Annotated in this window: 21 protein-coding genes; 6 read left to right on the top strand and 15 right to left on the bottom strand. The window is 62.4% G+C overall.

The window, feature by feature from the left end:
• Positions 1 to 8: 8 nt before the first annotated feature.
• Positions 9 to 1,364 (bottom strand): putative bifunctional diguanylate cyclase/phosphodiesterase, encoded by a 1,356-nt coding sequence (locus ACQY1K_RS03405; RefSeq protein ID WP_062579341.1) that lies wholly within the window; start codon positions 1,362 to 1,364, stop codon positions 9 to 11.
• Positions 1,365 to 1,475: 111 nt separating this feature from the next.
• The gene (locus ACQY1K_RS03400; RefSeq protein ID WP_430258310.1) at positions 1,476 to 3,158 is read right to left on the bottom strand and encodes a response regulator; all 1,683 of its coding nucleotides are present in this window, start codon (positions 3,156 to 3,158) and stop codon (positions 1,476 to 1,478) included.
• 326 nt (positions 3,159 to 3,484) lie between these two features.
• Here ACQY1K_RS03400 and mutL point away from each other — a divergent pair, with 326 nt between their 5' ends.
• Positions 3,485 to 5,296 carry a DNA mismatch repair endonuclease MutL gene (gene mutL, locus ACQY1K_RS03395; RefSeq protein WP_430258309.1) on the top strand — a complete coding sequence of 604 codons (1,812 nt, stop codon included), beginning with the start codon at positions 3,485 to 3,487 and terminating at the stop codon, positions 5,294 to 5,296.
• Positions 5,297 to 5,375: 79 nt separating this feature from the next.
• Positions 5,376 to 5,609: a DUF2093 domain-containing protein gene (locus ACQY1K_RS03390; RefSeq protein ID WP_062579337.1), complete on the top strand. Its 234-nt coding sequence runs from the start codon at positions 5,376 to 5,378 to the stop codon at positions 5,607 to 5,609.
• 32 nt (positions 5,610 to 5,641) lie between these two features.
• Here the strand turns inward: ACQY1K_RS03390 and lpxK are convergent, their stop codons facing one another.
• The 6 genes from lpxK to ACQY1K_RS03360 form a co-directional block, all read right to left on the bottom strand.
• Positions 5,642 to 6,682 (bottom strand): tetraacyldisaccharide 4'-kinase, encoded by a 1,041-nt coding sequence (gene lpxK / locus ACQY1K_RS03385; protein ID WP_430258308.1) that lies wholly within the window; start codon positions 6,680 to 6,682, stop codon positions 5,642 to 5,644.
• 3 nt (positions 6,683 to 6,685) lie between these two features.
• Positions 6,686 to 7,444 carry an HAD family hydrolase gene (locus ACQY1K_RS03380; protein ID WP_430258307.1) on the bottom strand — a complete coding sequence of 253 codons (759 nt, stop codon included), beginning with the start codon at positions 7,442 to 7,444 and terminating at the stop codon, positions 6,686 to 6,688.
• Positions 7,444 to 8,772 (bottom strand): lipid IV(A) 3-deoxy-D-manno-octulosonic acid transferase, encoded by a 1,329-nt coding sequence (waaA, locus tag ACQY1K_RS03375; protein ID WP_062453702.1) that lies wholly within the window; start codon positions 8,770 to 8,772, stop codon positions 7,444 to 7,446. Before waaA ends, ACQY1K_RS03380 begins: the two co-directional genes overlap by 1 nt.
• Before the next feature lie 167 nt (positions 8,773 to 8,939).
• On the bottom strand, positions 8,940 to 9,176 hold the full coding sequence (locus ACQY1K_RS03370) for a DUF4170 domain-containing protein (RefSeq protein ID WP_062454846.1): 237 nt from the start codon (positions 9,174 to 9,176) through the stop codon (positions 8,940 to 8,942).
• 62 nt (positions 9,177 to 9,238) lie between these two features.
• Entirely contained in the window at positions 9,239 to 10,042 is an 804-nt protein-coding gene (locus tag ACQY1K_RS03365; protein WP_430258306.1) for a 3'(2'),5'-bisphosphate nucleotidase CysQ, read from the bottom strand.
• Between the two features lie 3 nt (positions 10,043 to 10,045).
• A complete protein-coding gene (locus ACQY1K_RS03360; protein WP_430258305.1) occupies positions 10,046 to 11,392 on the bottom strand; it encodes a TldD/PmbA family protein in 1,347 nt (448 codons plus the stop codon).
• Positions 11,393 to 11,502: 110 nt separating this feature from the next.
• Here ACQY1K_RS03360 and ACQY1K_RS03355 point away from each other — a divergent pair, with 110 nt between their 5' ends.
• Positions 11,503 to 13,311, top strand: a complete 1,809-nt coding sequence (locus tag ACQY1K_RS03355; RefSeq protein ID WP_062453704.1) for a monovalent cation:proton antiporter-2 (CPA2) family protein — start codon at positions 11,503 to 11,505, stop codon at positions 13,309 to 13,311.
• Here the strand turns inward: ACQY1K_RS03355 and ACQY1K_RS03350 are convergent, their stop codons facing one another.
• The 3 genes from ACQY1K_RS03350 to ACQY1K_RS03340 are packed head-to-tail and all read right to left on the bottom strand — an operon-like array spanning position 13,312 to position 17,012.
• Positions 13,312 to 14,196, bottom strand: coding sequence for a patatin-like phospholipase family protein (locus ACQY1K_RS03350; protein WP_430258304.1), 885 nt, complete (start codon positions 14,194 to 14,196; stop codon positions 13,312 to 13,314). It lies immediately after the preceding gene.
• Between the two features lie 20 nt (positions 14,197 to 14,216).
• Positions 14,217 to 14,777, bottom strand: a complete 561-nt coding sequence (gene rsmD, locus ACQY1K_RS03345) for a 16S rRNA (guanine(966)-N(2))-methyltransferase RsmD (protein ID WP_113109555.1) — start codon at positions 14,775 to 14,777, stop codon at positions 14,217 to 14,219.
• 3 nt (positions 14,778 to 14,780) lie between these two features.
• Positions 14,781 to 17,012, bottom strand: a complete 2,232-nt coding sequence (locus ACQY1K_RS03340) for a pseudouridine synthase (RefSeq protein WP_430258303.1) — start codon at positions 17,010 to 17,012, stop codon at positions 14,781 to 14,783.
• Between the two features lie 144 nt (positions 17,013 to 17,156).
• On the opposite strand from ACQY1K_RS03340, the gene ACQY1K_RS03335 reads away from it, so the two are divergent.
• Positions 17,157 to 17,609, top strand: coding sequence for a nucleoside deaminase (locus ACQY1K_RS03335; protein ID WP_113165577.1), 453 nt, complete (start codon positions 17,157 to 17,159; stop codon positions 17,607 to 17,609).
• Between the two features lie 13 nt (positions 17,610 to 17,622).
• On the opposite strand, the gene ACQY1K_RS03330 is transcribed toward ACQY1K_RS03335, so the two are convergent.
• Together ACQY1K_RS03330 and ileS are read right to left on the bottom strand one after the other, a co-directional pair.
• Positions 17,623 to 18,261, bottom strand: a complete 639-nt coding sequence (locus tag ACQY1K_RS03330) for a hypothetical protein (protein WP_092662408.1) — start codon at positions 18,259 to 18,261, stop codon at positions 17,623 to 17,625.
• Positions 18,262 to 18,396: 135 nt separating this feature from the next.
• The gene (ileS, locus tag ACQY1K_RS03325) at positions 18,397 to 21,378 is read right to left on the bottom strand and encodes an isoleucine--tRNA ligase (RefSeq protein ID WP_430258302.1); all 2,982 of its coding nucleotides are present in this window, start codon (positions 21,376 to 21,378) and stop codon (positions 18,397 to 18,399) included.
• A gap of 297 nt (positions 21,379 to 21,675) precedes the next feature.
• On the opposite strand from ileS, the gene ACQY1K_RS03320 reads away from it, so the two are divergent.
• Positions 21,676 to 21,900, top strand: coding sequence for a hypothetical protein (locus ACQY1K_RS03320; protein WP_113109552.1), 225 nt, complete (start codon positions 21,676 to 21,678; stop codon positions 21,898 to 21,900).
• Positions 21,901 to 21,905: 5 nt separating this feature from the next.
• On the opposite strand, the gene ACQY1K_RS03315 is transcribed toward ACQY1K_RS03320, so the two are convergent.
• Positions 21,906 to 22,145 (bottom strand): BrnA antitoxin family protein, encoded by a 240-nt coding sequence (locus tag ACQY1K_RS03315; protein ID WP_092661361.1) that lies wholly within the window; start codon positions 22,143 to 22,145, stop codon positions 21,906 to 21,908.
• On the opposite strand from ACQY1K_RS03315, the gene ACQY1K_RS03310 reads away from it, so the two are divergent.
• Positions 22,139 to 22,477 carry a DUF1902 domain-containing protein gene (locus tag ACQY1K_RS03310; protein WP_430258301.1) on the top strand — a complete coding sequence of 113 codons (339 nt, stop codon included), beginning with the start codon at positions 22,139 to 22,141 and terminating at the stop codon, positions 22,475 to 22,477. The two genes, ACQY1K_RS03315 and ACQY1K_RS03310, sit on opposite strands and share 7 nt — an antisense overlap.
• 200 nt (positions 22,478 to 22,677) lie before the next feature.
• Here ACQY1K_RS03310 and ACQY1K_RS03305 read toward each other — a convergent pair whose 3' ends face one another.
• Positions 22,678 to 23,658, bottom strand: a complete 981-nt coding sequence (locus ACQY1K_RS03305) for a bifunctional riboflavin kinase/FAD synthetase (protein ID WP_430258300.1) — start codon at positions 23,656 to 23,658, stop codon at positions 22,678 to 22,680.
• Positions 23,659 to 23,664 lie beyond the last annotated feature (6 nt).

The following is a 23,664-nucleotide window of genomic DNA, read 5'->3' as shown; positions in this document are numbered from 1 at the left end:
GCGGAAGATCAGTCCCGTTCGGGGGTCATGAAGTCGCGGTGATGGGTGCTCAGATAGCGCAGCGTCGAGGCCGTATCGGCGGGTCTGCCGTGGTAATAGCCCTGCCCCATGGCACAGCCCAGCGATCGCAGCATTTCCGCTTCTTCCGGCTGCTCGATGCCCTCGGCGACCACTTCCAGTTCCAGACCGTCGCACATGGCGATGATCGCCCTGACGATGTGTCCAGAGGCACGGTCCGAGGTGATGCGGGAGACGAAGGCGCGATCGATCTTGACCTTGTCGAAGGTGAAGTCGCGCAGACGTCCGAGACTGGACTGACCGGTGCCGAAATCATCGAGCGAGATGCGCGCGCCTGCCTTGCGAAGATCCGTGATGATGCGCTCTGCCGTATCGGCCGAGGTCATCACGGCGGTTTCGGTGATCTCGAATTCCAGCCGATGCGGATCGAGCCCGACGCGGGCGAGCGTCGAAAGGATGCTTTCCGTGGTCGTCGGGTCCATCAGCTGGGCGGAGGACAGATTGAAGGACAGGAACAGATCCCGCGGCCAGGACAGCGCTGCCTCGGCTGCCTTGCGCAGCAGGGTTTCCGACAGCGCATCGATGAAACCGCGCTCTTCGGCAAGCGGCACGAAGACGGCGGGCGATACGAAACCGAGATCCTTGTCGTTCCATCTCGCGAGTGCCTCGAACCCGACGACCGATCCATCGTCCAGGCGCACGATAGGCTGGAAATGGACATCCACGGCATCGCTGATGATCGCATGGCGCAGCGCCTGTTCAAGCTGCGTCGCGCGCATCATCTCCTGCGCGATTTCCTGGGAATAGACCGTGATCTGGCCGCGACCGCGGCGTTTGGACCGGTAAAGCGCGGTTTCAGCGCTCTTCAGCAGTTCCTCGAAATGCTCGCCGGCGAAGGGGTAGATGGCAAAGCCGAAGGACGCCGAGAGACGCACATTGCGATCCCCCAGATCATAGGGTGCGGAAAGAACATCCCGGATCATCTGGCCGATCCGTTCGGCACCGGTGCGCTCGAAGACGAGCGGCAGCACGAAGGCAAACTCGTCGCCGTCGTGACGAGTGACCGTTGCGCCATCCGGAATGCAGGCCTTGAGGCGATGCGCCACCTGGCAGAGGATCTCGTCGCCCGCTTCCATACCGAACAGGTCGTTGATCGGCTTGAAACCATCGAGATTGGCAATGCAAACAGTAAACGGGGCGGGATCGGCTGCACGCTCTGCGGCGAGAAGGTGAACCTTGTCGCGCATACGGTGTCGGTTTCCAAGACCCGTAAGCGGGTCGCTATAAGCCTTGGCCTGCAGCTCATGCTGACGGAGCTGCGGCAACGGGTTTTCCGCCAACGTCATAAGTTTATCCGCTTGCACCACATTTGATAGGCGACGATGCGGGACAAAGCTTAACATTTCATAGCGGAACCGTAGCGTTTCGGGATAGCCGCCCGCGCTTCCGATCCATGCTCAAGACAGCATCTGCTGCGAACCGGCAACGACGAGAAATTTCGCGAACAGGGTTTCCAGCACATCGGGACTGATCGGCTTCAGGATCACGTCGTCCATTCCCGATGCAAAGCATTCCTCGCGGTCGCGGTCGAATGCCTGGGCGAGGACGCCCACGATCGGTGTCGACGCTTGCCCTTCTTCCTCGAGCGTGCGGATCGCCCGCGCTGCCTCGAAGCCGTTCAGGGTCGGCAGAGTGACATCCATCAACACCAGCGAGGGACGAAGCTCGTGCCACATCCTGACCACCTCTTCTCCATCGACCGCAATCGCATAGCGGTACCCGAGGCTTTCGAGGATCTGCGAGAACACGATCTGGTTCACCTCGTTATCTTCAGCAACAAGGATATCGACGCAAGGCTGACGGTCATCGGGCAGTATCTGCCAGTTGTCTTCTTCGTCCTGTTCGACAGGTCCATGCAACTTGGTCAGTTCGCGGCTGAGGGTCGGAACGAGGTGCTCTTCGAGAGCCGCAGCATCGAAGGCCACGACCTGTTTGTCGTAATCCGAGCCGATGGCGCGGCAGGCGGACGCCAGATCGCGATCCGCGACGATGAGATCGACCCTGACCGCGGCGTTGGACACGAGTTCGAGGCAAAGCGCCAGTTCGTGTTCATCAACGACCGAGGATGCCTCGACCTGAAAATCCGCAAGGATCGCCTTCGCGGTTCCGGTGAAAAGCGGGTCGCTCGAGACGATCAGGATCTGGCTGCCGGCGATATCGGGATCCGCGCCCTGCAAAGCGTCGCGCATCTTGGTCTTGCGATGCAGCTTGGCGGAAAACAGATTGGGGTCGTCGAACAAGCGGATAAAGCCACGCCCGTCCTCTTCCACCTCTACCATCCGGGAAATGTCCTGCATGGCGGTGACGAGATAGTAGCGGCCCGGCTTGCCGATCCGGTACTTGTTGGCGACGATCACCATCTGCGAGCCATCCGGACGCGTCAGACGCTCCGGGAGCTGGATCTCCTCGCCGTCTTCCACCACCCGGCGGTTGATACCGTCGAGCCGCTGGGCCAAGGCCGGAGCATGGATGTCGGTCCCCGTGCAGCCGAGCAGCGCTTCGGCCGGGAGATCATGAAACCGGCAGGCAGCCTTGTTGACGGCGACGAAGGCGAGATTGGTGTCCTTGACCATGACCGGGAACGGCAGGTTGTCGAGGATATCCTCGGTCAACTGCACACGCTCCATGTCGGCGCGCCACTGCTCTTCGCGCTTGCGCTGTTCGGAAACGTCCCGGAGGATGCAGACGCCGTAGCCTGACGGCAGGCGCCGTTTGGCAAGACTGATCCAGCGATCGGCACCACGGCGCATCAGCGCCTCGTGCCGCTCCTTCCAGAGCGTGGCAATATTGTCGGAAATCCAGTCGTCGCGGCTGAGCAATCGTTTTGTGCCGCCGGTCTCGGACATGAACCGTCCGCCGCCGTCATAGATGGCACCAAGGAGATCGCGCAGCCGTGTACCGGGTGCAAGGACGCTGTCAGGAATGCCGAGAAGGATGGTCAGTTGTTGACCGGCAAAGATCAACAGGTCGTTCTTGTCGTAGACGACAAGGCCGCCTGAGTGCCCACCCGAGATCGCCTCGGAAATCACTTCCATCATCGCAGTCTGAATGTCCGCGTCCGCCGACGCCAAATCATTCATGTGACAAAACCCCCTGTGTGTTCACAGACTCGGCCAATCGCCGGCACCATGCGGTGCAATCCGTCTCAATTAATCAAGTCGGGTAAGACACATGCTGGCTTCAAGTCCTCGAACAAAGGGCCGATCCTCGTGTACGGGTGCCCAGCCGGCCCATACATCGGTTCCTCTGCGGAGAGCTGGCGCTCTCCCGGGTTCATCCTGTTCAACTCAGATTGAATATCGGTTTTCGGTTAAGGCCGAATTAAGATAGGCTTGCTGCAGGGCTTGCAGGGGACAAACCATCCGGCAGCCTTTCCTTCCCGCCGGAAATCCTTGAAAATAGCGCCATGTTCATCAAGCAGCTTTCCGAAACGCTTATCAACCAGATCGCTGCCGGCGAGGTCATCGAGCGACCCGCAAGCGCTGTCAAAGAACTGGTCGAAAACGCCATCGATGCGGGTGCGACGCGCATCGAGATCGCCACGGCGGGCGGTGGCAAGTCTCTTCTGCGCGTCACGGACAATGGATCGGGCATGGAGCCCGCCGATCTCAACCTCGCGATCCGCCGCCACTGCACCTCGAAGATCGCGACGACGCTCGACGATATCAGAACGCTCGGCTTTCGCGGCGAGGCACTGCCGTCGATCGGGTCGGTCGCGAAACTCACGATCACCAGCCGGCGCCAAGGTAGCGACAGCGGCTCGCAGGTGTCGGTGACCGGCGGCAAGACGACCGCGGCGCGGCCGGCACCGGCCAATCCCGGCACGGTGGTCGAAGTTCGTGACATCTTCTTTGCGACGCCGGCGCGCCTGAAATTCCTCAAGACCGAACGGGCGGAAGCCGGTGCGATCACCGAAATCGTCAAGCGGATGGCGATCGCTTTTCCGCATGTGCGTTTCGTTCTGTCGGGCTCCGACCGCACCACGCTGGACCTGCCGGCGACCGGCGAGGACCATCTGGCGCGCATGGCGCAGGTTCTCGGGGCCGAGTTTCGCGACAACGCGATCGAGATCGACGCGATGCGCGAGGATGTGGGCCTGACCGGCTTCGTCGGCCTGCCGACATTCCACCGGGGCAATTCGGGACATCAATACGCCTTCGTCAACGGACGGCCGGTGCAGGACAAGCTTATCCTGTCGGCCATCCGCGGCGCCTATGCGGAGCGGATGCCGTCCGGTCGCTATCCGGTGGCGGTTCTGTCCATCACGCTCGATCCGGCGCTGGTGGATGTCAACGTACACCCGGCCAAGGCCGACGTCCGGTTTCGCGATCCGGGGCTGGTACGCGGGCTGATCGTCGGCGCCATCCGCGAGGCGTTGCACCGCGAGGGCGACCGGGCGAACACGACCGGCGCATCCGGCATGATGCAGGCGTTCAGGCCGGGGTTTTCATCCGGCCACGCCTATCGGCCCCCGACGCCAGCGCCCTGGAGCCCTGCGGCATCGCCGTCCCGGCCGCTGCAGGCACCGTTCGGCTTCGGGGAACGGGCGCAGCAGGATTTCGACGGTCTAACCATGCCGGCGGCCCGCACGGACGATGCCATATCTGAAACGGTGCATGTCCCGGAGGACCGGCAGCGCCACCGGCTGGGTGCGGCCCGTGCGCAGGTGCACGAGAACTATATCGTCGCCCAGACGGAAAACGGCCTCGTCATCGTCGACCAGCATGCGGCCCATGAAAGGCTGGTCTACGAGGCGCTGCGTCAGGCTTTGAACGACAAGCGGCTGGCGTCCCAGGTTCTGCTCATTCCGGAGATCGTCGATCTGCCGGAAGAGGAATGCGACCGGCTGATGATGCATGCGGAAGAACTCGACCGGCTGGGGCTGGCAGTCGAGCGGTTCGGTCCCGGCGCGGTTGCCGTGCGCGAGACGCCGGCGATGCTGGGCGAAGTGGATGCATCCTCGCTGATCCGCGATCTCGCCGACGAAGTGGCTGAATGGGGCACGGCCGGTGCCCTGCGCGGCAAGCTCGAATATGTCGCGGCCACCATGGCCTGCCACGGCTCGGTGCGCTCAGGGCGCAGGCTTCGGCCCGACGAGATGAATGCACTTTTGCGCCAGATGGAGGCGACGCCGGGTTCCGGCACCTGCAACCACGGCCGCCCGACCTATATCGAACTCAAGCTCTCCGACATCGAACGCCTGTTCGGGCGGACTTGAAGGCGCGCCAGACGCGGTGTAGGGAATGACGGCATAACGCGCGAGCAATCCGATGTTTTTTCGCAGGAGACGCAGACAGATGAACCGGTTCGAAGGCGGCAGCTTCCGCGAGGCGAAAATCCGGTACCTGGATGGCGACTACCAGATCGTCAGCAGCGGTTCATACGTGATCTGCGCGATGACGGGTGCTCAGATCCCGGTTGACGAGCTCAAATACTGGAGCGTGGCGCGCCAGGAAGCCTATGCCGATTGCGCGTCCTCGCTGGAAGCCGACAAGCGCGCCGGCCTGCTGCCGAACCAGAGCCGGGCTTAAGCACAATCAACCGACGCGCGTTTGCGCCCTGATCAGGGTTTCACGCCGCTCTTCAGGCGACGCTCCCGAAACCTTGCGAAAGCCGCATCGATGATCTGGCCGGGCGCTTTCGGATTGTCGAAGCGCATCTCCACGTCCACCACCTGTACCCGGTTGAGCAGTTTTTCGGCCGGACCGTGATGACCGACGAGACGCACCGCGTCCTTGGCCGTCGTCACGAGATGGAGCCCGTCCCTGTCGGCTTCCTCTAGCAGGCTTTCGATTTCATCCGCCGTGAAGAAATGATGATCCGGGAACGACTGGCGCTCTGAAATCAACCCGCCGACGCTGTTGACGGTGCGGTAGAATTTCTCCGGATCGGCAATCCCGGTAAAGGCGAGAAGATTTGTGCCCGCCAGCGACTGGCCGGGGCTTGGATCGAGTGTCGCGACGTGGACCTGCTTGCCGGCGCGCGATGCCTGGCGCACGATCCTGTCGGCCGCGTCGCCGGTGCCGACCTTGAGGATGGCGGAGGCCTGGCGCATCTGCTCGGCCAGCGGTGCCCGCACGGGACCGCCCGGCACGAGATGGCCATTGCCGATGCCGCGGACGGAATCGATCACGACAAGCGCGAAATCGATCGAGAGACGGGCGCTCTGGAACCCGTCATCCATGATGATGAGATCGGCGCCGTTTTGCGCCAGCATTCTCGCACCGTCCACGCGGCGGCGGGAAATGACGGTCATCGCTTCGCGCTCGAGAAGCAGCGCTTCGTCGCCGACGGCTTCGGCCCTGTGTTTGGAGCGATCGACCATTGTCGTGACGTCAAGCGATCCGCCATAGCCACGGGTGAGGAAACCGGGCGTGAGGCCCTTCGCCTTAGCGGCGCGGGCAAGCGTGATCGCCGTCGGTGTCTTGCCGGCACCGCCGACGGTGAAGTTTCCGACGCAAATGACCGGCAGCGGCGCCTGCGCCCGCTTCGACTTCGCCATGCGGCGGCCGGAGACGGCACCATAGACAAACGACACCGGCGACAGCGCCCAGACGCGCCAGTCGGCCTTGGTCCACCAGAATGGCGGTGCTTCGGAAACCACCGCTCAGCCCGCCGCAGCCGGTGCCGAGCCCGGCAAGAGGGCGGCAAAGGCAGTAATATCGTCGAGGCAGAGATCGGCGGCAGTCGACAGCGTCTGGCGCGAACCGGTCCCGGTCAAAACCGCGACCTTGATGCCGGCGCCGGCCGCCTCGCCCATATGCATGTCGTGATTGTTGTCGCCGACCATCGCCACCTGTTCCGGTTCGAGACCGACGACCTCGCAGAATTTCAGGAACATGCCGGGTTTGGGCTTCACACCAAAACCGCTGTCATAGCCGCAGATGAAATCGACATGATCGATAAAGCCGAAACGGATCGCCGTCTGGCGGATGGCTTCCTCATTGTCGCTGGAGGCGATGCCGAGCTTCAGGCCGCGTGCCTTCAGCGCGCCGAAGAAGGCGGCGAGATCGGTGACCGGAACGGAATATTCGGCAGAGCGAACGAAGAGTGCATCGAGCTGACGGGTGAGATCTGCCACATCCATGGGGGCGCCTGCGGACACGAAACCTGCGGCGATCTCGGCGGCATTGCCGGCCGCAAGCAGGCTATCGGCACGGGTGTGGCCGGATACGGGATCCATGCCGCCGGCTTGCAGGAGGCGCATTTCGAGATCCGCATCGCCGCCCGACGCGATGCGGGCCGCTTCGCGGTTCACCGGGCCCCAGCTCGCATCATAGTGCAAAAGCGTGCCGTCCTTGTCGAACAGGATGCCGGCGATATGCGAGAAGTCCATATCCGCCACGTCGCTTGTCGCCCCGGCCATCAGCGTGCAGCACCGGCGGCGGCTGTCTTCGGCTGAAGCCTGGCGCTGACGGTGAGCGGATTGACGTAAGGTTCGAGCGCCTTGACGGTCTTGGCCAACGCGCCGCGCATTTCGTCCATCGCGTCATGGCCGGCTTCGACCATCTTGCGGCGGGCAAGGTCGTTGATCATCAGGTAATGCACGGCCTTTGCCAGCATCTCGACATCGCGGACCATCCGGGCGCCGCCCTTCTTGACCAGATGCTGGTAGGCATCGCGGAAATTGTCGATGTTCGGGCCGGACAGAACCGCAGATCCGAGCATGGCCGGCTCCAGCGGGTTCTGGCCGCCCTCGTTGGTCAACGACTTGCCGACAAAGGAGATTTCGGTCAGCCGCAGATAGAGACCCATTTCGCCGATGGAATCGCCGAGGAAAATATCGGTTTCCGGCGTGATCGTGTCGTTGCGCGAGCGGCGGGCGACGGTGAGCCCCTCCGCCTTCAGCATCTCCTCGATCGCATCTGCGCGATCCGGATGACGGGGCACGAGGATGGTCAACAGGTTGCTTTTCGGCTTCAGCGCCCGATGCACGGTGGCGGCGGCCTTTTCCTCGCCATCGAACGTGGAGATCGCAGCCCAGGTCTTGCGCTCGCCGATTTCGGCCTTGTAGCGGGCCAGGAGCTCCTCGTCGCATGGCGGCGGGTCGGTATCGGTCTTGAGGTTGCCGGACACGATCACCGGCCAGGCGCCGAGATCACGGAAACGCTCCGCATCGAGATCGGACTGGGCCACCACGAGGGCCAGCTTTTCGAACAGCGCTTCGGCGATGGTATTGTGATTGTGCCAGCGCGTGAACGAGCGATCCGACAGCCGGGCATTGACGCGGATCTGCGGGATCCGGCGGCGTGCCAGTTCGGCGACCGTCGTCGGCCAGATTTCGGACTCGGCCGTAATGCACGCATCCGGCTTCCAGTAGGAGACAAAGCGCTTGATGGAGAATTTTAGATCGAACGGCACATATTGATGAATGACTTCATCGCCGAGCCTGGCATCGACCAGTGCTGCGGATGTAACGGTCCCTGTCGTCAGCAGGACATGGATCTCGCGACGGCGAAGTTCGCGGATCAGCGGCATGATCGACATGGTTTCGCCGACGCTTGCGGCATGAACCCAGACCAGCGGTCCGCGCGGGCGCGGCAGGCTGGCATAGCCGAGCCTTTCGAGACGGCGCGAGGAATCTTCCTTGCCCTTCATCGACCTGTACGTGAGGTACGGCCCGGCAAATGGATAAAGCGCGATGCCGGCCAGACGGTATCCCGCCAGGGCCATGCGAGCCATACTGCCGCTCATCGCTTTTGCCCCCACTGCATGATGGCCGTCATCAATCCCGGTCGTCCTTCTGATATCGTATCAGTCGCCGAATTTCTGTCATGCACAAATGCGTCAAAAAGGGGTCCCGGACCCTATGTTCCAGACCCTGGCATTTCGAAACCTGGCAGATCAGGCTTGCTTCAGCGTTACTTGGGGCCCGGCTCGAGCAGGCGGTGCATGTGAACGATGAAATAGCGCATCTGGGCGTTGTCGACCGTCTGCTGTGCCTTGCTGCGCCAGGCCGTCAGGGCCGTTGCATAATCGGGATAGATGCCGACGATATCCAGCGCCGCAAGATCCTTGAACTGAACCTCTTCGAGGCTCGAAAGTTCGCCACCGAAAACCAGATGCAGAAGCTGTTTCTTGTCAGTCGTCGCGGTCATGTCCATCCTGTCCCGTTTATCCTCTCCGCCCGATCCTCATCTGCGGCATTACGCCACAAAGGTCAAGCGGCCGGAAATCGCTGGATCTGCGGCAATAGCCGTTCCAGTGCATGCTCTGCGCCAGCCACCAGCATCTCGTGGCGGACCTGCCGCCGGTTGTAGGTGAGCGGGCTTCCCGCAATGTCGGTCAACCGGCCGCCTGCGCATTCCAGGATAAGGTCGGCGGCGGCGAGATCCCAGTCATGCGAGTTGCGCTTGACGACGGTGCCATCGAGGCGTCCGTCCGCGACCATCGCCAGCCGGTAGGCGAGCGACGGGATATGCCGATGGCGTTCGACATGGCTGCGGAACGGCAGATCAAATTTCTTCACAAGGTTTTCATCGGCAGCGATCACAAGCTTATCATGATCATCCTTGGTAACAGAGATCGGCGCACCGTTGCGGATCGCCTGACCGCCCTTGACGGCAAAGAACTCCTCGCCGAGCGCCGGCGCTACCAGAACGCCCGCCACGGGTCGGCCGTGATGGACGACGGCGACCGAGACGCACCAGGTCTTTTCGCCATTGATGAAGGCGCGGGTGCCGTCGATCGGATCCACCACGAACAGCGTGTCGAGTGAAAGCCTGGCGTCGTCGTCATCCGTTTCTTCGGACAGCCAGCCGTAATTGGGACGGGCGGTCAGAAGCAGGCTCTGGAGAATGTCGTTTGCCGCAAAGTCTGCGGCACTGACGGGCGACGAGCCCTCGTTTTTCCACCAGACTTCCGGCGACTGGCCGAAAAAGCCATGCGCGATCTCGCCGGCCTGACGGGCGGCATCGCGGATCAGGTCCAGATCTTCAAGCCATTGCCCTTCCGCGCCAGCCATCGGTCAGCGTCCCGCCAGCGTCATGCCTTCGATTGCGATCGTCGGAGAGGCAGTGCCGAACTTGCGGTCGATATCGTTTGCCGGCGTCATCCGCATGAACATGTCCTTCAGATTGGAGGCGATCGTGACTTCGGAGACCGGATAGGCAAGCTCGCCATTCTCGATCCAGAAGCCGGTCGCGCCGCGCGAATACTCGCCGGTGATCATGTTGACGCCCTGGCCGATCAGTTCGGTGATGTAGAAACCGGTGCCGATCTGGCGGATCAGGTCTTCAGGCGAAATGTTGCCCGGTTCCAGCGCGAGGTTCGTGGAGGCCGGGGTGACGGACGTGCCGCCGCGCACGCCGCGGCCATTGGTCGGGAACCCGATCTCGCGTCCTGTCGAGGTGGAGAGGAACCAGTGGTTCAGCACGCCGTCCTCGATCATCACCAGACGCTCGCCCTTCACACCCTCGCCATCGAAGGGGCGCGAGGAGGAACCGCGCACGATCAAAGGATCGTCGGTGATATTGAGGCCTGGTTTCAGCACCTGCTGGCCCATCTTGTCGCGCAGGAAGGATGTCTTGCGGGCAACCGATCCGCCGTTGATGGCGCCGGCGATATGGCTGACGAAGCCGCGCGCGATGCGGGGTTCGAAGACGACGGTGACATTGCTGCCGGTATCGACCTGGCGCGGATTGATGCGCTTGACCACCCGCTCGCCGGCACGCCGGCCGATCAGCTTCGGATCATCGAGATCGGCTGCAAACAGACGGCTGTCGAAATCGTAGTCGCGCTCCATCTTCGTGCCTTCGCCGGCGATGACGCTGACGGAGCGGCCGAAGCGGCTGGCCATGTAGGAGCCGGAAAATCCGTGCGAGGTGACGAGAACCATTCCGCCCATTCCGGCGGAGGCGCCAGATCCCGATGAATTGGTGACGCCTGCGACATCGCGGGCTGCCTGTTCCATCTCGAGCGCGACCTCGCGCATCGTATCGGCTGAGACTTCGGTCGGGTCGAACAGGTCGAGATCGGGGTAGTCTCTTGCAAGGTCCTTTTCATCCGCCAGGCAGGCAAAGGGATCCTCGGGCGAGACCTTCGCCATCGCCACTGCGCGTTCGGCCAGCACCTTCAGATCGAAACCCGGGTTGGCGGAAACGCTTGCAACCTTGTTGCCGACGAAGACACGGAGCGAGAAGTCGTCGCTTTCCGACGATTCGGTTCCTTCCACCTTTCCGAGCCGGACGCTGACGGAACTGGAGCGGGAGCGGACGACCACCGCATCCGCCTTGTCGGCGCCCGCCGCCTTGGCCAGATCGATCAGTTCGCCGGCACGCGCCAGAAGGGAGGCGGAATCGATTTGCGAGGTCATGTTTGCAAGCCTTTCGTTTGCACACCATTTATTGTGCACCGACCGAAGCATCAAGGGCAGCGTTCCGATTCCCCGGTTGACGTTCCGCATTCCCGACCTGAAAGTGCCCTATGACTGCAAACGGCTCCCACTTTACAGAAATGTTGATGCTGCTTGCGGGTGCGGTGATCGCCGCCCCGCTGTTTCGCAGGCTCGGTCTTGGCACCGTGCTTGGATATCTCGCGGCCGGCATCCTGATCGGTCCGGTGCTGCAACAGGTGACCGATACGCAGGAAGTGCTGCATGTCGCGGAATTCGGCGTCGTGTTCCTGCTCTTCGTCATCGGGCTGGAGCTGAAACCCTCGCGTCTGTGGCAGATGCGGGCCGATGTGTTCGGGCTTGGGCCGGCGCAGGTGGCGATATCGGGTGGCATCCTGAGCGGGTTCGCCTACCTGTCGGAAATGGCGGACTGGCGCGGCAGCCTGATGATCGGCTTCGGGCTTGCCCTGTCGTCCACCGCCTTTGCGCTGCAGATCCTCAATGACACAGGTGAGATGAACAGCCGCTACGGGCAGCGCTCCTTCTCCGTTCTCTTGTTCCAGGATCTGGCGATCGTGCCGCTTCTGGCGTTGATCACAATCCTGGCACCCGGCACCAGCGAGGCAGCCGCCACCCCGATGCTGGACTTTGCAATCGCTGTCGCTGCCGTGGGCGCCATGGTAATTGCCGGCAAGTACCTGCTGACACCGATGTTCCAGATCATTGCCAGCAGCGGTGCCCGCGAGGTGATGATTGCCGCCGCCCTTCTCGTCGTGCTCGGTTCGGCGGCTGCGATGCAGGCCGTCGGTCTGTCGATGGCGATGGGTGCTTTCCTCTCCGGCGTCATGCTGGCGGAATCCTCCTATCGGCACGAGCTGGAAGCGGATATCGAACCCTTCCGCGGCCTGCTTCTGGCGCTGTTCTTCGTCGCTGTCGGGCTTTCGCTCGAAGTCCAGGTGATCTTCGAAAACCTTGCCTTCCTGATCCCGGCCGTTGCCGTGTTCATGGGCGTGAAGGCGGCCGTGGTCTACGCTCTCTCGCGTCTGTGGGGTTCGCCGCCCAATGACGCGCTGAAGATCGCGTTCCTGTTGCCGCAGGGTGGCGAGTTCGGCTTCGTGCTGTTTACCACCGCGACCGCGGCGGGCCTCCTCTCTTCCGCCACCGCTTCGCTTCTGATTGCCGGCGTGACGCTGTCGATGGCGCTGACGCCGCTTGGCTCTGCGCTTGCTAGGCGCCTGCAGAAGAGCGAGACGCGCGAACATCTGGAGGAGGATTTCGAAGGCGCCGGAGCCGATGTGCTGATGATCGGCTTTTCCCGTTTCGGCCAGATCGCGGCGCAGATCCTGCTTGCCGGCGGCAGTTCCGTGACTGTCATCGACGACAGTCCGGAGCGTATCCGGCAGGCGGCCAATTTCGGCTTCCGGATCTATTTCGGCGACGGTGCCCGCAAGGACGTTCTGATCGCGTCCGGTATCGAGAAGACGAAGATCGTCGTCGTAGCAACCCAGAAACGGGAAACGACGGACCGGATCGTCGACCTGATTGCGTCGGAATTTCCCGATGTGCGCCTGTTCGTGCGGTCCTACGACCGGGTTCATTCGCTGGCGCTGCGCGAAAAGAACGTCGAATACGAGTTGCGCGAAACGCTGGAGTCCGGGCTGCTGTTTGGGCGACGGACGCTGGAAGCGCTCGGCATGAGCGAGGCTGCCGCCTCCGAGATCGGCGACGATATCCGCCGTCGCGACGAGGAACGGCTGCAGGTCCAGGCCGTGCAGGGTTTGGGCGCCGGCCGCGAGATGCTCTTCAACAGTCCCGTTCGCCCCGAGCCGCTGATCAAGCCGAAACGCACCGGCAAAAGCCCGGAGGAAAAGGCTTCCGGTGTTTCGATCGGCAAGTGGTGATCAGGCAGCCCTTTCAAGAGCCTCGATCGCACGCTTCAGCTCGTCTCTTGTGCCTTCTGAGGCTTCGAGGATGTCGCGCGCCTTGTAGAAATCCATTACGCCGAAGCGATTAACGCTGGGACGCAGGAAGATGTGCGGCGGGTTGAGTTTCAGCTTGAGGGCAATGCTGGCCTGCATGGTGAGCTGGCTTGCGCCGAACAGGCTGTCGAAGCGGTTTGGCGGATGCAGGCCATCGCCTTCCGGCGCGCCGACCACATCGATGCCGATCACCACGTCGGCGAGATCCATCAACTGCTCGTAAGGGACGGGATTGAAGACGCCGCCATCGATCATGACGCGGTTGTTGACCCTGACCGGCATGAACAGGCCGGGAATGGCGGCAGAGGCCGCGATCGCCTTGCGCAGATTGCCCGTCTCGAGGATCACCTCCGCCTGGCCATAATAATCGGTGGCGGAGATCTTCAAGGGTATGACGAGATCGGCAAAATCCTGCGGGATCTGGCTCGGCAGGAAGGCCTCGAGGATCGGCTCCAGATTGAAGTGACCGAAGCGAAAGCCGCCGAGTGCATCGCGCATCGTGGACGGGCCGAGACCCCAGAGCCGGTTCACCAGCGAGCCGCGGTTGCCGACGGTCTCGACGGTATAGTCGCGAATCTCGCGGCCCGACATGCCCGATGCCATGGCGGCACCCATGATCGCGCCGATCGAAGAGCCGGAAATTGCTACCGGCCGGATGCCGAGTTCGTCCAGCGCTTCGATGACATGGATATGGGAAATGCCGCGGGCGCCGCCGCCGCCGAAGGCGACCGCGTACCGGAGATCGCCCTTCTTCCGGCCAACGCGATCCGCTGTCTCATGATCAGCAAGGGTCAGCCTCGTGTTCATGGATCGCCTCCCGCCTTTGCTCAGGCCGGCTCGTAGCGGAAGAAATCCATCCGCGTATCGCCGAATGTTCGGCTTTCGAGCAGCTTGTAGGCCGGATCGACTTCAACCGTCACATCGGCGCGTTCTTCGAGAATCGCGAGTGCGCCGGGCACCAGCCAGCCGCCGACATGGGCGGCAAACAGAGCCCCCTCACCCAGCTTCTGACCATAAGGCGGATCGGCGAAGAGGAAGTTGTAGGGTTCCAGCGTACCGACCGGGCCGAGCTTGGTGGCATCGCGGCGCAGGATGCGGGCGCGGCCATGCAGGCCGAAAGCGTCGATGTTCTCCCACAGGAGACCGCGACCTTCGACACCGTTTTCGACGAACAGCGCATGACGACAGCCGCGCGAGACGGCTTCCAGTCCGACGGCACCGGTGCCGGCGAAAAGATCGATCACCCGCGTGCCATCCAGCGCCTGCGGATAGACATGGCCGATGATGTTGAACAGGCTTTCGCGCGTCCGGTCGATGGTCGGCCGGATCGCGCTGGTTTTCGGCGTGGCGAGCGTGCGGCCGCGGAATTCACCCCCTACGATGCGCACGGATCAGCCTCTCGGGGTCCGCGGTTTTCCACCTGGGCCGCCTGATCGAGCGCCAGCCGGACGTCCGCCGGGCTTGCCACCCGAGGGGCGGCCACCCGAAGGCTTGCCACCGGACGGCTTACCGCCAAAGCTTGGCTTACCACCGCTCGGCTTGCCGCCGAAGGATTTGCCGGCAGGCCGTGCACCTCTGGGCTTATCGCCGAACGCGGGCTTGTCACCGAACGGACGATCCGAGCGCGGACGATCGGGACGACCTTCTCCAGCACTGAACGAGCGTGCGGGACGATCACCATCCTCGCGCGGGCGACGGTCGCCCGTTGGCCGGTCACGTGTTGGGCGGTCACCCGTCGGGCGGTCACCACGCGCAGGCCTGTCACCATAAGGGCGATCCGAGCGCGGACGATCGGAGCGGCCTTCTCCGGCGTTGAACGCACGGGCGGGACGGTCACCATCCTGACGCGGGCGACGGTCGCCGCTTGGGCGGTCACCTGTCGGACGATCTCCACGGGAGGGACGATCACCGAACGAACGCTCGCCACGGGGCTTGTCGCCATAGGGACGATCGCCGCTTTCGCGTGGCTTGCGGTCGCCGAAGGAGCGCTCGCCTCTCGGGCTGTCACCGCGGGGGCTATCGCTGCGGGGTCTGTCGCTTCTCGGCTTGTCGCCACGGGGTTTGTCACCGCGGGGTTTGTCACCGAAGGAACGCTTGGCGCCGAATTCGCCCTTTTCCGGCTCCGGCGGAGAATCCGCACGGATCCAGTCGGCGTCGTCATCGGCGCGCTTCACGATCACGCGGCGGTCATTTTCCGGCACCTGTTTCCTGAACAGCTGCTCTGCCTGGGCACGAGCGGAAACCGCCCGGACGCTGCCGTCGGCGTTTGGACGCGCACCCGGCGCCATCCAGACATTGGCGGTGCGGCTGGTGCCCATCGGCGGACGCTTCTTCGGCTTTTCGTCGCCGAGATCACGGTCGTTGGACTTGAAGCCTGGCTTTGCGCCGAACTTGCCCTCGGGCTTTGCGCCGAATTTGCCGGCCGGCTTTTCGGAGAACTTGCGTTCGGTCGCCTTGGTATCGAGACGGCCGAGCGAGCGCTCGCGTCTGTCCTCGTCGCGAGGACGTGCCGGGCGATCCGCCGGGCTCGACCATTCGGAGCGGGAGGAGCGCGCCGGCTTCTCGTCTTCAGCAGCGGCAGGCGTTTCGTTGTAGATCGGCGCGTCGAAATTCGCCTTCGCTTCTTCGATCAGGCGCGGACCGAGCTGGTCGCGCAGCGTGCGGCCGCGCACTTCCATGACCTCGCCTTCCGGCAGGTCACCGAGCTGGAACGGGCCGTAGGAGATACGGATCAGGCGGTTGACTTCAAGCCCGAGCGCGCCGAGGACGTTCTTGATCTCGCGGTTCTTGCCTTCGCGAAGACCCATGGTGATCCAGACGTTGCGGCCCTGCGAACGGTCGAGCGTGGCTTCGATCGAGCCGTAGAGAACGCCATCGACGGCAATGCCGTCCTTCAGCTTGTCGAGCGCTTCCTGATCCACCTCGCCATGGGCGCGGACGCGGTAGCGACGCAGCCAGCCGGTGGTCGGAAGTTCCAGCACGCGCGACAGACCGCCGTCGTTGGTCAGAAGCAGCAGGCCTTCGGTATTGATGTCGAGACGGCCGATGGAGAGAACCCGCGGCAGTTCGCCGGGCAGGCTTTCAAACACGGTCGGACGTCCTTCCGGATCGGAATTCGTCGTCACCAGGCCGCCGGGCTTGTGGTAGAGCCACAGGCGCGTGCGCTCGACACCGCGGATCGGCACGCCATCCACCTCGATCGCATCGTCGAAAGTGACGTTGACGACCGGCGTATCGAGAACCTTGCCGTTGAGCGACACACGGCCATCCATGATCATCCGCTCGATATCGCGGCGGGACGCCACGCCGACGCGGGCGAGGATCTTGGAAATACGCTCGGGCTTGCCATCCGACGCTGCCGTTTCGGCAGAGGCTGCCTGACGGCGCATCGGCTTTGCCGGCTTGTCGGCGGCAGCGTGTTCGGCGCGGGGCTTTTCAGCGCGGGGCGCATCGGAGCGCGGACGATCGGAGCGCGGCGCATCGGAACCGGGCTTTGCGGGCGCCCGTTTCTTGAAGCCCGTCCCCGTCTTTGTCTTGCCGGCTGCAGCATCTGCAGATTTCGGCTTGATCTCGCGGATGAAGGTTTTGGCTTCGCCGCGCTTCGGCTTGTCTTTTGAAGTCATTTGTTGTTTGCCTGAAGCATGATGTCTACGGAAACGAACCGGACATTCGTGTTCGTGGATGGTGATGAAACACGCGCACAGCGCGCTTCGTGTTGAATGCTTCCTACCAGTTCATGCGAGCCGGGTTAAGAGGAAATCGCGGAAATGCCCAAGAGCGACGGTTTCATGGATGCCGCACTCACAGAAGCCAGGCTTGCAGCGGCACAGGGCGAAGTTCCCGTGGGTGCCGTGCTGGTCATGGACGGCGAGATTATCGCCAGATCCGGCAACCTGACCCGCACCAAGAACGACGTGACGGCGCATGCCGAGATTGCGGTTATGCGGGCTGCGGCCGGGGTTCTCGGCCAGGAACGGCTTAGTGGTGCCGATCTTTACGTGACGCTGGAACCATGCACCATGTGTGCGGCGGCGATTTCGTTCGCGCGAATTCGCCGGCTGTATTACGGCGCGGGAGATCCGAAGGGTGGCGCTGTCGAAAATGGCGTGCGCTTCTTTGCGCAGCCGAGCTGCCATCATGCGCCGGATGTCTATTCCGGGCTCGGAGAGCGGGAAGCCGCCGACATTCTGACAGGCTTCTTTCGCTCACGCCGGGATTAGACAAGACAAGCTCTTACTGGAAGGGCTTCCACCAGCTGCTGTTCGACGCCTGGGTTGCGCTCTGCGCTTCCTTCTTGCGACGGCGCTCCTTCTCGTTCTCGGGTTCTCCGAGATCCTGAAGGGTTGCGGCATCGGCGGCACGGAATTCAGCCGGCGGCTCGGACAGCGAACGGCGGCGCGAGCCCATGTTGACCGTTTCGACATCCTGCTTGGCCTTGCGGAAGGCTTCCCATTTTTCCGTTTCGGTCATCTGACCACCCTGGCCACGACCGGCCATCAGCGGCGAACGGTAATTGTTGTTGCCTTCGTTTTCCTTGGCTTCCAGACGCAGGCGCGCACGGGTCTCTTCCGGAGATTCAACCCAGTTCGGGTTGCTTTCGCGGTTGGCGAGCGACTGCTGGGGTGCAGGAAGACTGCTCTGACCCTTGCCGGCAACAACCAGCGTCGGGCGGGGATTGTAGCGCAGCTTTTCTTTTTCTTCATCGCGGGCGCTGCCGAGAGCGACAGCTGCTCCAAGATCGTCGCCGAGCTGGGCCATTGCCGTCTTGTCGGTGCCATAGGTCGGGCCGCCCATGCAGCCGGAAAGAGACACGGTTGCAGCCAGCATGCCAACCGCACCGATCGCGGCACGAAACGCATAAGTCGTTTTCATCAAACCCCTACCATCGGCGCCCGTCCTGACGCCTTCAAAACCGGAAGTCATCTCGTGCCGGAACATTCCGGCCAATTTCAGGCAGGAATACCGGATGACGCGGCCAAGCGCAATCATCCGGTAATCTGCAAGCCATCAGAGCCGGCCAAGCTTGGCCAGTTCTGTCAATGCAGCCGCATCGCGGGCCGAAACATCCGGCCAGGCGGGATCTGACCCGACATCCGTCGTCACCCGCCACGAGCGGGCGCATTTGACGCCGTCAGCAGGCTTCGGCTCAACCGACACGCCCGAGACTTCCGCAAGACGGAACGCCGTCTGCGGGCCTTCGTCTGCCACGATCGTGATGGCGGATGTGATGCAGGTTTCTTCGAAATCCAGCCCGTCCAGCGCCTTCAAAAGCTCGGCATCGGCGACATGGACGACGGGTGCGGCTTCAAGCGACGAACCGATGCGCTTGTCCTTGCGCTCGATTTCGAGCGCGCCTGTGACGACCGAGCGAACCTTGCGGATCTTTGCCCATTTCTCGGCAACCGCATCGTTCTTCCACTCGGCCGGCACATCCGGGAACTGTTCCAGATGCACGGAGACGGCATCGGGCTTCAGGGACAGCCATGCCTCTTCCGTGGTGAAAGGCAGCATGGGTGCGAGCCATGTGACTGTGCATTCGAAGATCTTGCGGATGACCGCAAGCGAGGCGCGACGGCGCAACGCCGACGGGGCGTCGCAATAGAGCGCATCCTTGCGGATGTCGAAGTAGAAGGCCGACAGTTCGATATTGCAGAAATCGATCAGTGCGCGGGCGATCTTCTTGAATTCGAACGCATCGTAACCGGTGCGCACGACTTCATCGAGCTCGGACAGGCGGTGCAGCATCAGCTTTTCGAGCTCCGGCAGCTCGGCATAAGCGATCTCTTCGCCATCGTCGTGGGCCAGCGTGCCGAGCATCCAGCGGATGGTGTTGCGCAGCTTGCGATAGGCATCGACATTGGTCTGGATGATCGTCTTGCCGAGGCGCTGGTCTTCCCAGTAGTCGGTGGTCATGACCCACAGGCGCAGGATATCGGCGCCGGCATCCTTCATGACATCCTGCGGCGCCACGACATTGCCAAGCGACTTCGACATTTTCTGGCCCTTCTCATCCATGGTGAAACCATGGGTGACGACCGTGTCATAGGGCGCGCGGCCGCGGGTAGCAGCCGATTCCAGAAGCGACGAATGGAACCAGCCGCGATGCTGGTCGGAGCCTTCGAGATAGACGTCGGCCGGCCATTTCAGGTCCGGACGGTCTTCGAGGGTAAACGTGTGCGTCGAGCCTGAATCGAACCAGACGTCGAGGATGTCCATGACCTGCGTCCACTTGGCGCCGTCATGGGCGTTGCCCAGGAAGCGTTCCTTGGCACCTTCGGCAAACCAGGCATCGGCACCTTCTGCATCGAAGGCTTCCAGGATGCGGGCATTGACCTCTTCGTCCTGCAGGACATTGCCTTCCTCATCGGCAAACACGCAGATCGGGACGCCCCAGGCGCGCTGGCGCGACAGAACCCAGTCCGGGCGCTGCTCGATCATGGCGCGCAGGCGGTTCTGGCCGGCGGCGGGCACGAAGCGGGTATCGTCGATGGCGGTCAGCGCACGGGCGCGAAGCGTCGTTCCGTCCGCGAGGTCCTTGTCCATATAGACGAACCACTGCGGCGTGTTGCGGAAGATGATCGGCTTCTTCGAGCGCCAGGAATGCGGATAGGAATGCTTCAGGCGGCCACGGGCAAACAGCGCTTTGCGTTCGATCAGCGCCTTGATGACGCGATCGTTGGCATCGCCCTTCTTGCCGTTGTCATCCATGACGCGAGCACCCTCGAAACCGGGGGCGTCGGTCGTGTAGGTGCCCGAGTCATCGACCGGGAACGGGATGCGCGGATCGATGCCGCGGGCTTCGAGTTCCTTGACGCTGGACATCCAGGCCTCGAAATCCTCGCGGCCGTGGGACGGCGCGGTGTGGACGAAACCGGTACCGGCGTCATCGGTGACATGGTCGCCGGCGAGGAGTGGGACGGTGAAGTCGTAGCCGAGATCCTTGAGGGGATGAGAGAGCGTCATCGCAGCGAGGTGAGCAGCGGAAACGCCGCGCAACTTTTTAAGGGAAAGCTTGGCCTTCGTTGCCGATTCTTCAGCCAGCGAGTCAGCAAAAATTAGCTTTTCGCCCGGCTGCGGACCAAACTCATTGGTGGCTTCCGTCACCTCATAAAGGCCGTAAGCAACCTTTGGCGAGTAAGCGACGGCACGGTTGCCCGGGATGGTCCAAGGGGTGGTCGTCCAGATGACGACATGCGCGTCGCGCAGGTCTTTCTTTATCGCTAAGTCATCCTCGGCAAGTTTCTGTAGATCCTCGTCGCCAACCCACTGGCCGCCAGTCCCAAAGGCAGCAGTTGTCACCGGGAACTTCACCCAGATCGTGTCGCTCTCGTAGTCGTGGTATTCCACCTCGGCTTCGGCAAGCGCCGTGCGCTCGACCACCGACCACATGATCGGCTTCGAGCCGCGATAGAGCTGGCCGCTCATGGCGATCTTCAGAAGTTCGCCGGCGATCCGGCTTTCCGAATGGAAATCCATGGTCAGGTAGGGTTTGTCGAAATCGCCGACGATGCCGAGGCGCTTGAATTCTTCGGCCTGGATGGCGATCCACTTCTGCGCATAGGCGCGGCATTCCTTGCGGAACTCGATCATCGCGTCCGGCTGCTTCAGGTCGGGCTTGGCCTTGCCCTTGGCGCGATAATTCTCTTCCTCGATCTTCCACTCGATCGGCAGGCCGTGACAATCCCAGCCGGGAACGTAGTTGGCGTCGTAGCCACGCATCTGGAACGAGCGGGTGATGACGTCCTTCAGGATCTTGTTGAGCGCATGGCCGATATGGATGTTGCCGTTGGCATAGGGAGGGCCATCGTGCAGCACGAACTTTTCGCGGCCGGCGGCAGAAGCACGCAGCTTCTTGTAGAGATCCATCTCGCGCCAGCGGGCAACGGTTTCCGGCTCTTTCTGCGGCAGGCCCGCGCGCATCGGAAACTCGGTCTCGGGCAGATAGAGGGTCTTCGAGTAATCGAGCTTTTCAGTCACTGTATCGGTCATATTGGCTATCGTCTCTGGCGCCGGGACAAAGGCGCATGCGGATGAAATCGGTGGCAGAAGCGCTCCTGGAAGCGCCGAAAACCCGGACCCTCCGGCCGACTGTTCAAGCCGCGCGGAAGGCCGGGCCGATAATTCGTATGAACATCGCGGCCACGATCCTGGCCCGCCGGAAATCTGTCATGGGGGCGGTTATTACGGTGTTTTTCGGGTGAAAGGAAGGGGCAAAACGGTAGCCCGTCCTGCGCGCTTGTTGGCAATTCGGACAGCGTGTATCTTCCAGCCTGAGAGGTAACGCCGATGACGAAAGACGCTTCGTTGACACTGCAGATCGATCGGTCGCTGCATGACGAGTTCATGGAAGCTGCCGAGGCTGCCAATCAATCGCCATCGAAAGTTCTGCTGGGCCTGATGCAGGACTATATCCTGCAGCAGAAGATGGCTCCGGATTATCTCGCATTTCTGCAGAAGAAGGCAGACATTGCTCGCGGCGAACTGACCGCGGGCGAAAGTTTTTCGGGCTAGGACCGTTAATCCTTCGGGTTCGCCTTCATCACCGCCACCAACGCATCGTTGATGCGGTCCTGCCAGCCGGGGCCGTCGTCCTGGAAATATTCGATCACGGCGCTGTCGAGCTTCAGGGACACGAGTTCCTTTGCCTGAGGAGCGGCGCGTCGTTCCACTGCCGGAGCAGCGGGTTTCTTGACCGGCTTGAACAGCGCTTCGGCCGCTTCCATCGGGTTTACGGGCCTGCGGGGTGGAGTTGCCATGGGATATCATTCCTGCGTTGCGGACTACTGATGACAGATATATGGTTTTCGGGAAACCGCAGACCTTCAGAGTAGACACCGTGAAGAGAACATTCTTTATCAAAGCTGTCTGGGATGAAGAAGCCAGGGTCTTCTATTCGGAGAGCGACATCGAGGGCCTTCATATCGAGGCGCCCGACGTGGATTCTTTTGAAGACGTCATCTTCGATGCAGCCATCGATCTCATCGTTGCCAATCATATATCCGCAGAGGATCTGGCACAGACGCCGGTGAAGGACCTCATCCCGGCAATTCTCTGGCAACGGCCCGCCGAGATGACGGCGGCCGCCTGATGGTGGACGGTTTTTACAAGACCGTCCGCTCGATCATTTCAGAACTCGGCTATGTTTACCTGACGAATGCCAAGGGCTCTCACGAAAAGTGGCAATCGAAGGCGACGGGGAAGATAATTCTCGTACCCCGCACTCTTCTCAGCCGCCACACAGCGAATGCCATTCTGAAAGACGCCGGGTCGGACAGGCGCCTCTAAAGCCTAAAACGCGATCTTCATGTCCAGTTCGCCGAGCGGCTTTACGCCTGAAAGCAGTGCCCTCGCCTCTTCCTCGTCGTTTTTCATCTGCGCGACCAAGGGGTCGAGGCCGTCGAATTTGAGTTCGGGGCGCAGATAGCCGAAGAAGGAGACCGAGCTGATCTCGCCGTAGAGGTTTCCGGAGAAATCGAACAGATAGGTTTCGAGGAGCGGTGCACCGTCGTCCGTCACCGTCGGGCGGCGACCGTAGCTTGCAACGCCGTCATGCAGCGTGCCGTCGGCTCGTCTGAAGCGCACGGCGTAGATGCCGGGCTTGAGTTCCGTTTCAGGGGCAAGCTTCATGTTCGCTGTGGGATAGCCGAGCTGTCGGCCAAGCTGTTCGCCGCCGATCACTTCCGCCTCGACCGTGTAGCGATAGCCGAGCAGGCCTGCCGCAGCGACAACGTCTCCTTCGGCGATCAGATCGCGAATGCGGCTCGACGACACGACTTCCGCGTTTTCATCGCGAAACGCATCCACCAGCGACACGGTGAAGTCGTGACGATCGCCGGCGGTCATCAGGAAGGCCGGTCCGCCTTCGCGGCCCTTGCCGAAATGGAAGTCGAAGCCCGTGACGACGGCGCTTGCGCCCAGCCAGTCGGTCAGGATCGTCTTCACGAAATCTTCTGCCGAACGGGTCGCGAAGTCGCGGTCGAACGGGTACTCGATCACGGAGCGAAATCCCATCGCTTCCAAGAGCCGTGCCTTCAGCGGTGCCGGCGTCAGCCGGAAGACAGGCTGGTCAGGCTTGAAGACGGTGCGCGGATGCGGCTCGAACGTCAACACGAGTGCGGGCACGCCGCGTTCACTGGCGAGTTCCAGCGCCCGATCGAGCACACTGCGATGGCCGCGATGGACGCCATCGAAATTGCCGATCGCGACGACGCCGCCCTTGAGGCTTTCGGACAGCGGCTCCTTCATTTCGTTGCGGTGAAATACGGTCATGACAGG

The sequence above is a fragment of the Neorhizobium sp. IRS_2294 genome, from assembly GCF_050500145.1.
In the GTDB taxonomy this organism is placed as follows: domain Bacteria; phylum Pseudomonadota; class Alphaproteobacteria; order Rhizobiales; family Rhizobiaceae; genus Neorhizobium; species Neorhizobium soli.
The sequence above is the reverse complement of the archived record's forward strand: the minus strand, read 5'-3'. Positions and strand labels throughout refer to the sequence as shown.